This window comes from Tritonibacter litoralis (assembly GCF_009496005.1).
GTDB lineage: Bacteria > Pseudomonadota > Alphaproteobacteria > Rhodobacterales > Rhodobacteraceae > Epibacterium > Epibacterium litoralis.
The window spans coordinates 209650-223977 of sequence record NZ_WIBF01000001.1 but is presented as its reverse complement, the minus strand read 5'-3'; the positions used below and the strand labels follow the sequence as shown (position 1 = coordinate 223977).

Below are 14328 nucleotides of genomic sequence, written 5' to 3'. Positions count from 1 at the left end.
ATGGCTCTGACACCTGAATTCGCGGCGTTCACGGACGCTTATGCACGCGGTGAAAACCAAGTTGTCTATACCCGGCTAGCGGCAGATCTGGACACACCTGTGTCGCTGATGCTCAAGCTGACCGGCGCGCAAAAAGATGCGTTTATGCTGGAATCAGTCACCGGTGGTGAGGTGCGCGGACGGTATTCCATCATTGGCATGAAGCCGGATCTGGTCTGGCGCTCGCGTGGCAAAGCCTCGGAACTGAACCGCAACGCCCGGTTTGATGAGGATGCGTTTGAACCGCAGGCCGGCAACCCGCTCGACAATCTGCGCGATCTTCTGGCCGAAAGCAAAATCGATCTGCCTGCAGATCTGCCACAGGCGGCGGCCGGGCTTTTTGGCTATCTCGGCTATGACATGGTGCGCCATGTGGAGGTGCTGCCCAATGTGAACCCCGACCCGCTTGGCCTGCCCGATGCGGTGATGATGCGCCCGTCGGTGATCGCCGTTCTGGACGGTGTCAAAGGGGAAGTCACCGTGGTGTCACCGGTCTGGAATTCAGGCGAACAAAGCTCCAAGGCGGCCTATGCTCAGGCGTCCGAACGGGTGATGGACGCCGTGCGGGATCTGGAACGTTCCATGCCCGAGGCCACCCGCGATCTCGGCGACAGTCAGGACGTGGGGGAACCCGTGTCGAATTTCACCAAATCCGGTTACATGGAAGCGGTTGAAAAGGCCAAGGAATACATCCGCGCAGGCGATATCTTTCAGGTGGTGCCGGCGCAGCGCTGGACCCATGATTTCCCGCTGCCGCCTTTTGCGCTCTACCGGTCCTTACGTCGCACCAACCCGTCGCCGTTTATGTTCTATTTTAATTTTGGCGGTTTTCAGGTTGTGGGGGCCTCGCCCGAGATCCTAGTGCGGGTCTTCGGCAATGAGGTCACCATTCGCCCCATCGCCGGCACCCGCCCCCGTGGTGCCACCCCCGAAGAGGACAAGGCACACGAACTGGATCTGCTGGCCGACAAAAAAGAGCTGGCCGAACATCTGATGCTGCTGGATCTGGGCCGCAACGATGTGGGACGCGTGGCCAAAATTGGCACCGTCAAGCCGACCGAAGAGTTCATTATCGAACGCTACAGCCATGTGATGCACATCGTCTCCAACGTGGTCGGAGAGCTGGCTGAGGGCAAGGATGCGCTGGATGCGTTTTTTGCGGGCATGCCTGCCGGCACCGTCTCTGGCGCGCCAAAAGTGCGCGCGATGGAGATCATTGACGAGTTGGAGCCCGAAAAACGCGGCGTTTATGGCGGGGGCGTTGGGTATTTCTCAGCCGGGGGCGACATGGACATGTGTATCGCCTTGAGGACTGCGATTGTGAAGGATCAAAAGCTCTTTATTCAGGCTGGCGGTGGCGTTGTCTACGACAGCGATCCCGAAGCGGAGTATATGGAGACCGTTCACAAATCCAACGCAATCCGTCGCGCGGCTGCAGATGCCGCCCGTTTTACTCGCGGCGGCAACTCTTGAGGCAAAGCTGGGGAGCCTCCGGCGGAAGTATTTGAGAAAAGATGAAAGGGCGTGGCACACAGCCGCGCCCTTTTTGTCCCTGGCGGGGTTTAGCGCAGATTGTCCGCAAAGAATTCCAGCGTCCGGTCCCAGGCCAAGGTTGCAGCCTCTTCGTCGTAGCGCGGGGTGGTGTCATTGTGAAACCCGTGGTTCACGTCCGGGTAGAAATGCACCGTGAAGGCTTTTTGATGCTCGCGCAATGCGGCTGAATAAGCCTCCCAACCTGCATTGATCCGTGTGTCGAGCCCGGCGTATTGGATCATCAGCGGGGCCCGGATGGCGGGGACGTCTTCGGCGGCGGGTTGACGCCCGTAAAAGGGAACCGAGGCTGCGAGGTCTGGATAGGCTACGGCCAAGGCATTACACACGCCACCGCCATAGCAGAAGCCAACCGCGCCAACTTTGCCGGTTGAGTCCGCGTGATTCCGCAGAAATTCAAAAGCCGCAAAGAAATCTTCCATCAATTTGGCACGGTCCATGCTCTTTTGCATGGCGCGGCCCTCTTCGTCGGTACCAGGGTAGCCGCCGAGGGGAGACAGACCATCCGGGCCGAACGCCATATAGCCTGCTTTTGCGGCGCGGCGCACGACATCCTGAATATAGGGGTTTAGCCCTCGGTTCTCATGGACAACCAGAACTGCGGGCAGCTTGCCCGTGACACCGGCCGGCTTGGCCATCAGGCCTTTTATGGTGCCGTGACCTTCGGGGCTTTGATATTCAACCCAATTGGTTTCGATGGCGGGATCATCGGCAGGAACCTGTTCGGCCCAAGCATAATTCGGCTGCAGCTGCTCCAACAGCATTGCGCCGGTGACGCCTGCCGCAGCATAACGCCCGGCCTGTATCATAAACTCTCGTTTGCTGATTTTGCCATGCACATAGCCATCAAAGATCTCAAGGATCCGTTGATCAAAATCACTGGCTTTTTTACGCGTGTTGGTCTCGCTGGTCATTGCAGCCTCTCCCGGTTTGACTGGGTCCGAGAATACCACGGCGCAGTTGTCGCAATTCTCACATTTTGGTGGCAGGCAGACATTTGTGTCGCGCAGATCAGCCGGGTTAAATGTTCCGAGGTCCAGTTACGGCGCAACGAACTGCCCTTGGCACGCGTACTCTCACAAAAAAGCGCGCCCCACTGGGGACGCGCCGTTTTTTCCTTGAAGCAAAAGTGGCTTAGCCGACCAGGCCGCCGTCTTCACGCTTGACCACCACAACGGAGGAACGCGCCAGCTTGCCTTCGCCGTCCGGGAAAGGTGCCGCAGGGTGCTGGATGCCAACAAACATCGAGCGACGGTCTGCAGACCAGCACAGGCCGGTGACTTCGGCGCCGTAAGGCACGGTCATGAAGCGTACGATTTCGCCGGTCACAGGGTCGCCAACCAGCATTTGATTGTTGCCCTGACCTTCAAAATCGCCTTCGTTTTTGAAGTTACCGTCGGTCTGGATCCACAGCAGACCTGCGGTGTCAAACGCCATACCATCGGGCGAGTTGAACATGTTGCCCGGGTGGATGTTTGCGGAACCCGCATATTCATCGCCGTGCACGTTCGGGTTGCCGGCCATGACATAGAGATCCCAGTCAAAGGTGTCGGCAGCATAGTCTTCATCCGCAGGGGTCCAGCGAACGATTTGACCATAGTTGTTGGCTTCACGCGGGTTAACAGCGTTTGGCGAAGTGTCGTCGCCACCAGCGTTCGGCTTGACGCCACGGTTTTTGTTGTTGGTCAGCGCGCAATAGGCTTCAACCGCGATCGGGTTGGCTGCAACCCACTCAGGACGGTCCATAGTGGTGCCACCTGCGGCAGAGGCTGCCATACGGGTGTGGATGTAGATTTCAACTTCATCCATGCCAGTGGTTTCCGGCGTCAGCGGCAGCCAGCGGCCTTTGCCGTCTGCGTGGAACTTGGCCACATACAATGTGCCTTCATCCAGCAGGTTGTCAGTGTCGCCACCTGGCTGGTAGACGCCTTTGGAGACAAAGCGGTACAGGTATTCGCCACGCTCGTCGTCGCCCAGATAGACAACGATACGGCCGTCTTTTGCGATGACGACTTCGGCGTTCTCGTGCTTGAAACGACCCAGCGCGGTGCGCTTAACGGGCTTGCTGTCGGGGTTGGTTGGGTCGATTTCAACGATGTAACCAAAACGGTTCGGCTCGTTCGGGTTTTTCGACAGGTCATAACGCTCGTCGAATTTTTCATAGTCGTAACGGCTCTCACCTTTGATGCCGTAACGCTTGAAACCAGGCGTTTGTTCAAATGCTGCGTCGGTGGAGCCGAAGTAGCCGTTGAAGTTCTCTTCACAGGTCAGGTAAGTGCCCCAAGGGGTCTTGCCGGAACCACAGTTGTTCATGGTGCCCAGAACTTCGATGCCTTCTGGATCCGCTGCGGTTTTCAGCATGTCGTGACCAGCTGCCGGACCTGCGATGCGCATCGGTGTGTTGTGGTGGATGCGGCGGTTATACGCGCTGTCCAGAACAACTTTCCAGCCGTCACCTGTTTCTTCAACTTCCATGACGGTGACGCCCTGCAAGTTCTGCAGTTTTTTCACTTCGTCTGCGGATGTCGGCTTGCCGTCTTCGTTTTTCGGCAGGTTCAGCTTGGGGTTCAGATATTCGTGGTTTACAGCGATCAGCTGCTTGTCACCCACCTCGAACAGCTCCATGCCGTCGGTGTTTTCACCAAAGATGCGGTCGGACACGGCGTCACCACCGGTCTCGTGGCTGAATTCTGGCGCATCCGAGAACAGCGGATCACCCCAGCGGGTCAGGATGTCCCAGGTGTAACCTTCTGGAACGTGTACGGTTGCGTCGGTCGCGATTTCGATCGGCTTGAACGCAAAACGGCTGGTGGTGGCCGCTTCGGCTGTAGAGGACAGCAGAGCGCCGGTGCCCATAACAGCTGCGCCGGAACCAAATGCGACGATGCCGCTCAGGAACCCACGACGGGTCAGCGCTTCTTCAACAACTTGGTCAAACTCGTTTTCACTCGGGCGCGGGTCGTTCAATTCGTCCCACTCGTCCCACGACAAATCTACACGTTTATCGGCCATTTTACTTCCCCTGGCTAATGTGAACTAGGTGGGGATGGCCTAAGCTTTGGGTGCGAAAGTTTTATGACGTCCGGTCTAGAATACGTTGATAATTTGCCCGGCTCAGATGCGTCTGGACCGGGGCAATTCACGGCGGATAAAAACGGGCAAAACCTGTTATGACCCTGCCTTATTGTGTGTTTAGACCGGTTTTGAGGCTTGCGGACACCGGGGCCAATTGCACCCGGCTAGCGCGATCCTGCAGACCCCACAATAGCAATGCCGAAATCGTGTTTGGTTTGAGACGACCCAGCATAATCACCGCGCCTTCCTGGCCTGCACGAAATGCAGCCTGATCCAGAAAACGGCGGATCGCGCGCGGATCTTGTCCGGCGCCGTCAAAGTCGCGAAACACCACGCCCGACGGCACGCCGTCTTTTTGGGCCAATTTCTGCACCGTATTCAGCCCTTTTGCTTGGGTTACCAAGCCCAAACCTGAATCGGCCACCACTGCAGCCATCTGATCGGCCAAGGCGCGATTGCCCTGAAAGCCGGTGTCGACCCCTTCCAGCACCCCAACCGCCAGCGGCATGGCCGGAGTCCAAAGCTCCATTGCAGATTCGGCCTCTTTCGGCCCGGCATCACGGGGCAGATCCACCAGCATCAGCACTTCAAACCCGGCATCGCGCCGCGCTTGGACCTTGGCTGTGGCATTGGGATCATCCGCCCGAATCGCAAAGCTCAGCGGATAGGGGAAGTCTTCCAAGGCCTCCGCACCAGTTCCGTCCACCTCATCCAACAAAACAATCGACATCAAGGGGCGATCATCCAGCGCGATGAATTCTTCGGAATTGCGCACAAACGCAGGCAAACTTAGGTCTGCATCAGAGGTGGACGTCGTGCCTTGGTCCGATGTGTTATCAGCGGTGCCCAATTGAACACCCGGCGTGCCCACTCGGGGGCGGTTTTCTGTTGCGGCTTCGTCGGACTGAGCCGCGCCTTCTGTATCAGGCAGGGTCCGAACAGCTGGTTGTTCGGTTACTTGCGGCAGCGTCAGGCCAGGCAAGCCCGCGCCCAACGATGGCGCTGCGATCTCGGGGGACGTCACGGCGATTTGCGGTGCAACCGGCTGTGTCTCGGGCGCGGGTGGGATTGCGGGCACGTCATTTTCCACGATGACTGGCACAGCATCAACAGGTTCATCCGGGGCCGCAGGGGCGTCTTCTACGACAGCATCCTCAACAGGCGCGGGTTGCGCCTCTGTTTCTTCTGGGCGCACAGGTTCAGGGTCTTGTGTCTCCGGGGCTTGAATTGCCGAGGTCGGCGGCTCAGGGGCAAGCTCCCCGACAACCACCTCAGTCTCGGTTGGCTCAGGATCAATCGGTTCTGGTTCCGGCGGAAGCGGCGCGGGCGCTGCGGTTTCCACTTCGGGCTGCGCGTCCTGAACCGGCGCATCTGGGGAGGCAAGGCCTGCGCCCAGGTTCAACACAGGCTCTGTCGCGCCCTGTCCCACGTCTGGTGTGACCGGCGTTGACAGCACTGCGGTCTCCAGCTGTTGCGTCGCGCCACCAATGTCAGGCCTTGCGGCTGGCGCCAAAGCAGATGGATCCAAAGCCGCCAAACTGTCGCCGCTTGGCTCATCCTTTGGGGCAACGGGTACAACCTCCACCAGATCGGCATCACGGGACACCGGCTCAACGGGTACCGGTGTCTCCACCTCAGGAGCATCGCTTACCGGCGGGTTTTCGCTCGACACTTCAATCGTCTGGGGCAATGGCACCGCCAAAGACGCCAGAGCCGCGCCAAGCCCTGAGACCAACGCGCCAATTGCAGCGCCTCCCAAAAATCCCCGCATCGCTCTTATGCCTCTCGTCACTGGGCCAAGGTGTCGACTGGCCACAAAGCCTTTTTACAGGCTTTGCACCGTTTATGCAGCTTTCACAGTCTGAACTGCCCTTGACGCTGCCGCCTATCCCTGAACATTTATGTTGGAACGACTATACTGCGGTGAGGCCCCTGCCCGCCAGCCAAAAACGAGGCTGCCATCCATGCTGCTGCTAATCGACAACTACGATTCCTTTACCTACAACCTCGTCCATTATCTGGGAGAGTTGGGGGCCGATGTTCAGGTGCATCGGAACGACGCGCTGGATGTGCAGGAAGCCATGGCGTTGAACCCTGCCGCGATCCTTTTATCGCCCGGCCCTTGTGACCCAGATCAGGCGGGCATTTGTCTGGCCATGGTCGAAGCCGCCGCCGAAACCCGTACACCGCTTATGGGGGTTTGCCTGGGCCATCAGACCATTGGTCAGTCCTTTGGCGGCAATGTGGTTCGCTGCCATGAGATCGTTCATGGCAAGATGGGCACGATGAAGCACTCGGGAACTGGCCTCTTTGCCGGGCTGCCCTCCCCGTTTGAGGCGACACGTTACCATTCTCTGATTGTCGAACGCGAAACGCTGCCTGAGTGTCTGGAAATCACGGCTGAGCTGGAAGACGGCACCATCATGGGCCTCCAGCACAAGGAACTACCGATCCACGGCGTGCAATTCCACCCGGAATCGATTGCCTCGGAACATGGCCATGCACTGCTGAAAAACTTCCTGTCCGAAATGAAAGTCCCGGCATGAGTAACGCGCTGAAACCGCTGATCGGAGCCGCCGCCGACCGCCCGCTTACCCGCGCCGAGGCAGAACAGGCCTTTGGTATTTTGTTTGAGGGCGAAGCAACCCCCAGCCAGATTGGTGGATTGCTGATGGCCCTGCGCACCCGCGGGGAAACGGTTGAAGAATACGCCGCTGCCGCTGCCGTCATGCGCGCCAAATGCAACGCCGTAACCGCCCCCAAGGGCGCGATGGACATTGTTGGCACCGGCGGTGATGGTAAAAACACCCTGAACATCTCGACGGCGACTGCGTTTGTCGCTGCTGGCGCAGGAGTTGTTGTTGCCAAGCATGGCAACAGAAACCTGTCCTCGAAATCTGGCACCGCCGATCTGCAATCTCAAATGGGAATCAACGTGATGGCGGGCGCTTCTGTGATGGAACGTGCAATCAACGAGGTCGGAATCGGCTTCTTGATGGCGCCGGTTCACCACCCGGCTGTGGCCCACGTCATGCCAACCCGGCAGGAACTTGGCACGCGGACGATTTTCAACATTCTCGGCCCGCTCACCAATCCCGCCGGTGTGACCCGCCAGCTGACCGGTGCGTTCACCAAGGATCTGATCCGTCCCATGGCGGACACGCTTCTGGCGCTTGGCTCGGAAAAGGCTTGGCTGGTGCATGGCTCCGACGGCACGGATGAGCTGACGATCACCGGCACCTCTTGGGTTGCTGCGGTCGAAGACGGCGCGGTGCGGGAATTTGAAATCCACCCTGAGGATGCTGGCCTTCCCGTACATCCGTTTGAGGCAATCATCGGCGGCACGCCCGAAGAAAACGCGGTTGCCTTCCGCGCGCTTCTGGCAGGCGAGGCTTCGGCCTATCGCGACGCTGTTGTGTTGAACACAGCAGCCGCGTTGGTGGTGGCGGACAAGGCGAGCTCTTTGACGCAAGGCGCAGAAATGGCACGCGAAAGCATCGACAGCGGTGCCGCCAAAGCCAAGGTTGAAGCCTTGGCAGCCCTGACCACAGGTTAATCCAGATCCCCTGCAGATGCGTCCATCCGCAGGGGAGAGATCATCGTTCCAATGACATCCCACAGCCTTCCCGCCGCCTGGTCCCATCTGCCGTTTTTTAAATCAGACTGGCCCCGCATTCAGTCCGAACTCGACGCAGAGACGCGCCAGATCCTGCCGCCAAATGCGCAGCGCTTTGCCGCGCTGGACCTCACGTCGCCCGCTGATACGCATGTGGTTATTCTTGGCCAGGACCCCTATCCGACACCGGGCCACGCCCATGGTCTTGCCTTTTCGGTTGAACCGAATGTGCGTCCCTTGCCGCGCTCCTTGTCCAATATTCACAAAGAGCTAGAGGCGGACCTTAACATCTCACGTCCAAACGGAGATCTACGCGGCTGGGCAAAACAAGGCGTCCTGTTGCTCAACACCGCGCTCTCGGTTCCTGCAGGTGAGGCAGATGGTCACAAACGGCTCGGCTGGGCTCCTTTGGTGCATCAGATACTGGAGCAATGCTCAGCCCGCCCCACCGCTTTCATTCTCTGGGGTAACACGGCACAAAAGCTCGCAAAATTCATCCAGGGCGACACCCACCTGATCCTGAAATCCGCACATCCCTCGCCGCTTTCGGCCCGGCGCGGCTTTTTCGGCTCTCGCCCCTTTTCAAATGTGAACGACTGGCTTACCCAACAGGGGCACCCGCCCATCGACTGGAGCCAATAATCCGAAAGGCCGCGCCATGACTGAAAATGTGCTCGACAAGATCAAAGCCTATAAGCTTGAGGAAGTCGCCGCCGACAAAGCGGCCAAACCACTGGCTGAAGTAGAGGCCGAGGCCCACGCCGCCGACCCGGTGCGAGGCTTTGCAGATCGTCTGATCACCGCCAGTCGCCAGGGCTATGGTCTGATCGCCGAGGTCAAGAAAGCCAGCCCGTCCAAAGGGCTCATCCGTCCGGATTTTGATCCCGTCGCCATTGCCCAGGCCTACGAGGCCGGTGGCGCAACCTGCCTGTCGGTTCTGACCGACACGCCCAGTTTTCAGGGTGCCAAAGAATTCTTGGTCAATGCACGTGCCGCCTGTTCCCTGCCCGCGCTGCGCAAGGACTTTATGTATGACACCTATCAGGTGGCAGAGGCCCGCGCGCTGAATGCGGATTGTATCCTGATCATTCTGGCATCCGTGTCAGACGCCCAAGCGGCCGAACTGGAAGCCTGCGCCTTTGAATGGGGAATGGATGTGCTGCTGGAGGTGCATAACGCCGAAGAGCTGGAACGCGCCTGCGAACTGAAATCTCCCCTGATGGGGATCAACAACCGCAATCTGAAAACCTTTGAGACAACGCTGGACACCACGCGCACCCTGTCAAAACAAGTACCCGCCGACCGCACCATCGTCTGCGAAAGCGGGTTGTTTACGCCAGCGGATCTGGCGGATATGTCGCGTTATGGCGCGCGCAGCTTCCTGATCGGTGAAAGCCTGATGCGTCAGGAGGATGTGGCCAAAGCAACCCATGATCTGCTGGCAAATCCCGCCCAACCCGGAGCGTAATCCATGGCTTTGACCCACTTCGATCAAAAGGGCGACGCCCATATGGTGGATGTCTCAGACAAGGCGGTGACATCGCGTATCGCCACCGCCGAGGGATTTGTCAAAATGGCCCAGGCGACCTTTGACATCATCTCGGACGGGCGCGCCAAAAAGGGCGACGTTCTGGGGGTTGCGCGTCTGGCTGGCATTATGGGGGCCAAGAAGACCCCCGATCTGATCCCGCTGTGTCACCCGTTGCCGGTGACAAAAGTCGCGGTCGAGCTGACCCTTGATCCCGACCTGCCCGGTGTGCACATCGCGGCTACCGTCAAAACAACCGGCCAAACCGGGGTCGAGATGGAAGCACTCACCGCCGTCTCCACCGCCGCACTGACGGTCTATGACATGTGCAAGGCCGCCGACAAAGCCATGGAAATCGGCGGCGTGCGCGTTACGTTGAAAGATGGCGGCAAATCAGGACGGTACGAGGCGTAAATGATCCCCGTCAGCGAAGCTCTGGACCACCTGCTTGATCTGGTCACCCCGCTTGAGGTTGAACATGTCCCCCTGGCTGAGGCTGCAGGGCGGGTGTTGGCCGAGGATCTGACCGCCAATCGCGACCAACCCCCGTTTGCGGCCTCGGCGATGGATGGCTATGCGGTGAACAAGGCCGAGGTTGAGCTGCACGCCATGTTCAAGGTCATCGGCGAAGCCGCCGCAGGCCATGGGTTTCCGGGCCGTGTCGGCGCGGGTCAGGCGGTTCGGATCTTTACCGGCGCGCCGGTGCCTGAGGGTGCCAGTTTTGTGGTCATTCAGGAAGACGTGGACCGCAAGGGCAATCTGATCACCATCATGGACCAACCCGGCGGCGATAACATTCGCCCTGCGGGCGGCGATTTCAAAATCGGCGATGTGGTGGCGGCCCCAAAACGTCTGGCGCCGGCGGATATTGCGCTGCTCGCGGCGATGAACATCGCCACGGTTCCGGTGCGCCGCAAGCCTGACATTGCGCTGATGTCCACCGGGGATGAGCTGGTGATGCCCGGCGAAACCCCCGGTCCGGATCAAATCATTGCCTCCAACACCTTTGGCCTGAAGGCCCTGTTGGAAGAGATCGGTGCCTCGGTCCGTATGTTGCCGATTGCCCGCGATGATAAACCCGCGCTGCGGGCGGCCTTTGGCCTTGCGGATGGCGCGGATCTGGTGGTGACCATTGGCGGTGCCTCGGTCGGCGATCATGATCTTGTGGGGCACGTGGCGCAGGAACTGGGGTTGGAGCAGTCCTTCTACAAGGTTGCCATGCGCCCCGGAAAACCGTTGATGGGCGGACGAATGGGCGATGCCGCCATGATCGGCCTGCCCGGCAATCCGGTGTCGGCCATGGTCTGCGGCCATGTGTTCCTGGCACCTGTGGTTCATCGCATGCTGGGTCTTCCGATTGCGGCAACGGTCAAATCAGCCCCTCTTTTGGAACCCCTGTCTGACAATGGCCCTCGTGCCCATTACATGCGCGCAATCCTGTCGCCCGAGGGGATTACGCCCTGCCCGAACCAGGACAGCGCCCTTCTATCGGTTCTGGCCAGCGCCAATGCGCTGTTGATCCGTCCACCGCATGACACGGCCCGCGACGCAGGTGAGACCGTGGAATATATGCCGCTGGGCTAAGTGAAACTCCGTAACCCGTTGCCAAACCGTCCCTTTGGGGGCGGTTTTTTGGTTTATCCACAGGAGAACGGTTGACACAAAACAGGAACATGCGTAGAACAAAATGAGACACGGACACACAACAGACAAACAGGCGAGGCCCGCATGCTCACCAAGAAGCAGTTGGATTTGTTGGACTTTATTCACAAACGCCTCCAGCGGGACGGGGTTCCCCCAAGCTTTGATGAAATGAAGGTGGCGCTAGATTTGCGGTCCAAATCCGGGATCCACCGGTTGATCACCGCTTTGGAAGAGCGTGGCTTTATCCGACGTTTGGCCCATCGGGCCCGCGCGATTGAGATTATCAAACTCCCGGAAAGCATGGGCGGTGATGTCCAGCCGCCGCAGTTGGATGTTGTCGATGGCGGCAAGCCCGACACCCCCGCCCGCCCCAAGGTGGATGAGATGATGGCGGGCGCGATTGAACTGCCGGTGATGGGGCGTATTGCGGCGGGTGTGCCGATTTCTGCCATCAGCGAGGTTTCGCATCAGGTGGCGGTGCCGACCGCGATGCTGTCGTCCACCGCCCAGCATTTCGCGCTTGAGGTTAAGGGCGACTCGATGGTCAACGCGGGCATCAACGATGGCGACATCGTGGTTATCCGCGAAACCTCGCACGCGGATAACGGTGATATCGTCGTGGCTCTTGTCGAAGATCAGGAAGCAACTCTGAAACGCTTCTACCGCACCGGCGATCAGATCTCGCTTGAGGCGGAGAACCCCGCCTATCCGACACAGAAATACCCCTCTCATATGGTGCGTATTCAGGGTCGTCTGGTGGGCCTCATCCGCAGCTACTAAACCCGAAGCTATTGCTCTGGTACGGGGATTTTTTGCCCCGCCAATGGATCCACGGTGCCGTGCCATTTGGACGGGCTCCATAAGCGCAGACCCGTTTGGCTGCGGGAGGTTGTGATCTGCCCGCTTTGGTCGATGGAGACACTGCCCGTCTGCCGCAGAACGGTTGGATCCAGTATCAGACAATGGGGGGCAATCCCTTGGTCAGACAGTGGCTGATTGCTCACCACCAGCCAATCCCCCTCACACCCAAGGAACGCCTCTGCGGCCCGTTTTCCGCGAATCGGTATGATGCCCGGATTGGCTTGGGCCCAATCGCTGGCAGCCTCGGGTTGCGACTGCGGCTTTCCGTCGTTTTCCAACCAGACCTTGGCCGGAAATCCACTGCCCTTGGCCTTGGACAGGACCCGATGCGTGCCGTCCATCACCCCCACCAAACCGCCGTCTTCGGCGATCAAGATCCAGGGCCGCTCAACCCGTTGCCACATGCACAGGGCCAGGACCACAACGGCGACACCAACCAACCGACCTTTGCCCTGCCACAAGGCCACAAAAATCGCGCCAGCGGTCAAAACCAGCACGATGGATTGAGACGGTTGCGCAACAAAGCTTTGAGGATTGGGCAGATGGGACACAAACTGCGCCACGCCCAGGATCCACTCCAGCCCTTGGACCATTGCCCTCAGGGCGATCCCTTCAGCTCCAAATGGTAGCATTACAACGGCTGCCACGGCGGCGGGCATGACCAGCCCGCCCATAACCGGCACCGCCAGGAGATTGGCCAACAACCCATAATGGGACAGCGTATTAAAATGCGCCGCCCCATAGGGGGCCGTGGCCAGCCCCGCGACAGCCGATGACATCAACAGGATCAGAAGAGGTCGGGCCCAACGCGGGCCTATATTCCAATTGTGGTGGCGCAGATGCCCAAACACCGCAACCAATGCCGTGGTGGCCGCAAAACTCATCTGAAACCCAGGGCTCAGCAGGCTTTCCGGGCGATGGGTCAAAACGATCAACGCAGCCAAGGCCACCGACCGCAACGTCAAGGCGCGGCGTTCCAGCAAGACCGCAACCATAATGACCGCGACCATGACAAAGGCGCGCTCGGTCGCCACATTGCCGCCAGAGATCAGCAGATACAGGCTGGCCGCCACAAGGGCCAATGCCGCGGCGGATTTCTTGGCCCTGATGCGAAGGCCTGTGATCATCCCAACAATCACCAGCGCCATGCGCGCAGCGGCAAAGACCACACCTGTCAGCAACCCCATATGAAGGCCGGAAATTGCCAAAAGATGCGCCAGATTGCTGGCCCGCAGATCCTCCACCGTTTGCGCGCCCAGTCCACTGCGGTCCCCGGTCAAGATCGCTGCTGCCACTGCGCCGCCTGCGCCAGGCAGCCGGTCGTGCAGCGCGCGGGTAATTTTAGCGCGAAACCGCGCGACCCACAGTTCCCCGCCGGGTGGAGCGCTCATCAAAACGGGGACGCGGCTGTATCCCACAGCACCGATCCCAAGGAACCAAAGATGACGCCTGAAATCAAATCCGCCGGGCTCCACCGGGCCACCCGCCGGAGCCAAATGCGCCGTTGTCATGACATGGGCACCGATAGGGGGCGGCCTGTCCAGTTCGCGCAGCGCAATCCGCACTTTGGCCGGCGTGCGCTCAGCGGACATCCGCGACAGGCGCACTTGATCCAGCGTCAGCCGTAATGCGTCGCTTTGGGAGCGGTCCACAGCGATTAGACGCCCCTCAACCGAACCATAATAGCGAAACTCCAACACCGGCGCGGCGACCCAATGAGCCCGCAGAGCCCCGGCTCCAAACCCGGCCACCGCCAAGACAAGCAACCAGCCGACGGTTCGGACCGAGGCGAAGATCAAAGCGCCCAGACCAAGACCCAGAAACCCGCACATCCCGACCCAGACCCAAGGGCCAGGTTCCACCGGCCACTGGAAATACAATCCAACCCCGGCAGCAAAGCAAACCGCAGACCAGGGAAACAGATGTCCCTGTTGCAAATTCCAGCTCTCCAGAAGGGCCGTTCCAATCCGCATGCTTGCTCCTGCGTGAGCGTGTGGGTAGACAGGCAGAAAAT

At 59.5% G+C, this 14328-nt stretch carries 12 protein-coding genes; 8 read left to right on the top strand and 4 right to left on the bottom strand.

Annotated features, from left to right (window positions below; translation table 11 throughout):
- A complete protein-coding gene (gene trpE, locus GFB49_RS01085) occupies positions 1-1512 on the top strand; it encodes an anthranilate synthase component I (RefSeq protein ID WP_153213959.1) in 1512 nt (503 codons plus the stop codon).
- Positions 1513-1601: 89 nt separating this feature from the next.
- Here the strand turns inward: trpE and yghX are convergent, their stop codons facing one another.
- From yghX to GFB49_RS01070, 3 genes are all read right to left on the bottom strand, one after another.
- Positions 1602-2504: a YghX family hydrolase gene (gene yghX, locus GFB49_RS01080; RefSeq protein WP_153213958.1), complete on the bottom strand. Its 903-nt coding sequence runs from the start codon at positions 2502-2504 to the stop codon at positions 1602-1604.
- A 220-nt stretch (positions 2505-2724) separates the two neighbouring features.
- Positions 2725-4602 (bottom strand): PhoX family protein, encoded by a 1878-nt coding sequence (locus GFB49_RS01075; RefSeq protein ID WP_153213957.1) that lies wholly within the window; start codon positions 4600-4602, stop codon positions 2725-2727.
- Positions 4603-4771: 169 nt separating this feature from the next.
- The gene (locus GFB49_RS01070) at positions 4772-6436 is read right to left on the bottom strand and encodes a divergent polysaccharide deacetylase family protein (RefSeq protein ID WP_153213956.1); all 1665 of its coding nucleotides are present in this window, start codon (positions 6434-6436) and stop codon (positions 4772-4774) included.
- Between the two features lie 193 nt (positions 6437-6629).
- Here GFB49_RS01070 and GFB49_RS01065 point away from each other — a divergent pair, with 193 nt between their 5' ends.
- From GFB49_RS01065 to lexA, 7 genes are all read left to right on the top strand, one after another.
- Positions 6630-7211, top strand: a complete 582-nt coding sequence (locus GFB49_RS01065; protein ID WP_153213955.1) for an anthranilate synthase component II — start codon at positions 6630-6632, stop codon at positions 7209-7211.
- A complete protein-coding gene (gene trpD / locus GFB49_RS01060; protein WP_153213954.1) occupies positions 7208-8221 on the top strand; it encodes an anthranilate phosphoribosyltransferase in 1014 nt (337 codons plus the stop codon). Before GFB49_RS01065 ends, trpD begins: the two co-directional genes overlap by 4 nt.
- 51 nt (positions 8222-8272) lie before the next feature.
- Positions 8273-8923, top strand: coding sequence for a uracil-DNA glycosylase (locus GFB49_RS01055; protein ID WP_153213953.1), 651 nt, complete (start codon positions 8273-8275; stop codon positions 8921-8923).
- A gap of 16 nt (positions 8924-8939) precedes the next feature.
- Positions 8940-9749, top strand: coding sequence for an indole-3-glycerol phosphate synthase TrpC (gene trpC, locus GFB49_RS01050; protein ID WP_153213952.1), 810 nt, complete (start codon positions 8940-8942; stop codon positions 9747-9749).
- Between the two features lie 3 nt (positions 9750-9752).
- On the top strand, positions 9753-10223 hold the full coding sequence (gene moaC / locus GFB49_RS01045; RefSeq protein ID WP_153213951.1) for a cyclic pyranopterin monophosphate synthase MoaC: 471 nt from the start codon (positions 9753-9755) through the stop codon (positions 10221-10223).
- Positions 10224-11393: a molybdopterin molybdotransferase MoeA gene (locus GFB49_RS01040; RefSeq protein WP_153213950.1), complete on the top strand. Its 1170-nt coding sequence runs from the start codon at positions 10224-10226 to the stop codon at positions 11391-11393. It begins immediately after the preceding gene.
- A 144-nt stretch (positions 11394-11537) separates the two neighbouring features.
- Complete coding sequence (gene lexA, locus GFB49_RS01035) at positions 11538-12233, top strand: transcriptional repressor LexA (protein ID WP_153213949.1); 696 nt, start codon at positions 11538-11540, stop codon at positions 12231-12233.
- 8 nt (positions 12234-12241) lie between these two features.
- On the opposite strand, the gene GFB49_RS01030 is transcribed toward lexA, so the two are convergent.
- A complete protein-coding gene (locus GFB49_RS01030) occupies positions 12242-14287 on the bottom strand; it encodes a ComEC/Rec2 family competence protein (protein ID WP_153213948.1) in 2046 nt (681 codons plus the stop codon).
- Between the last annotated feature and the right edge of the window lie 41 nt (positions 14288-14328).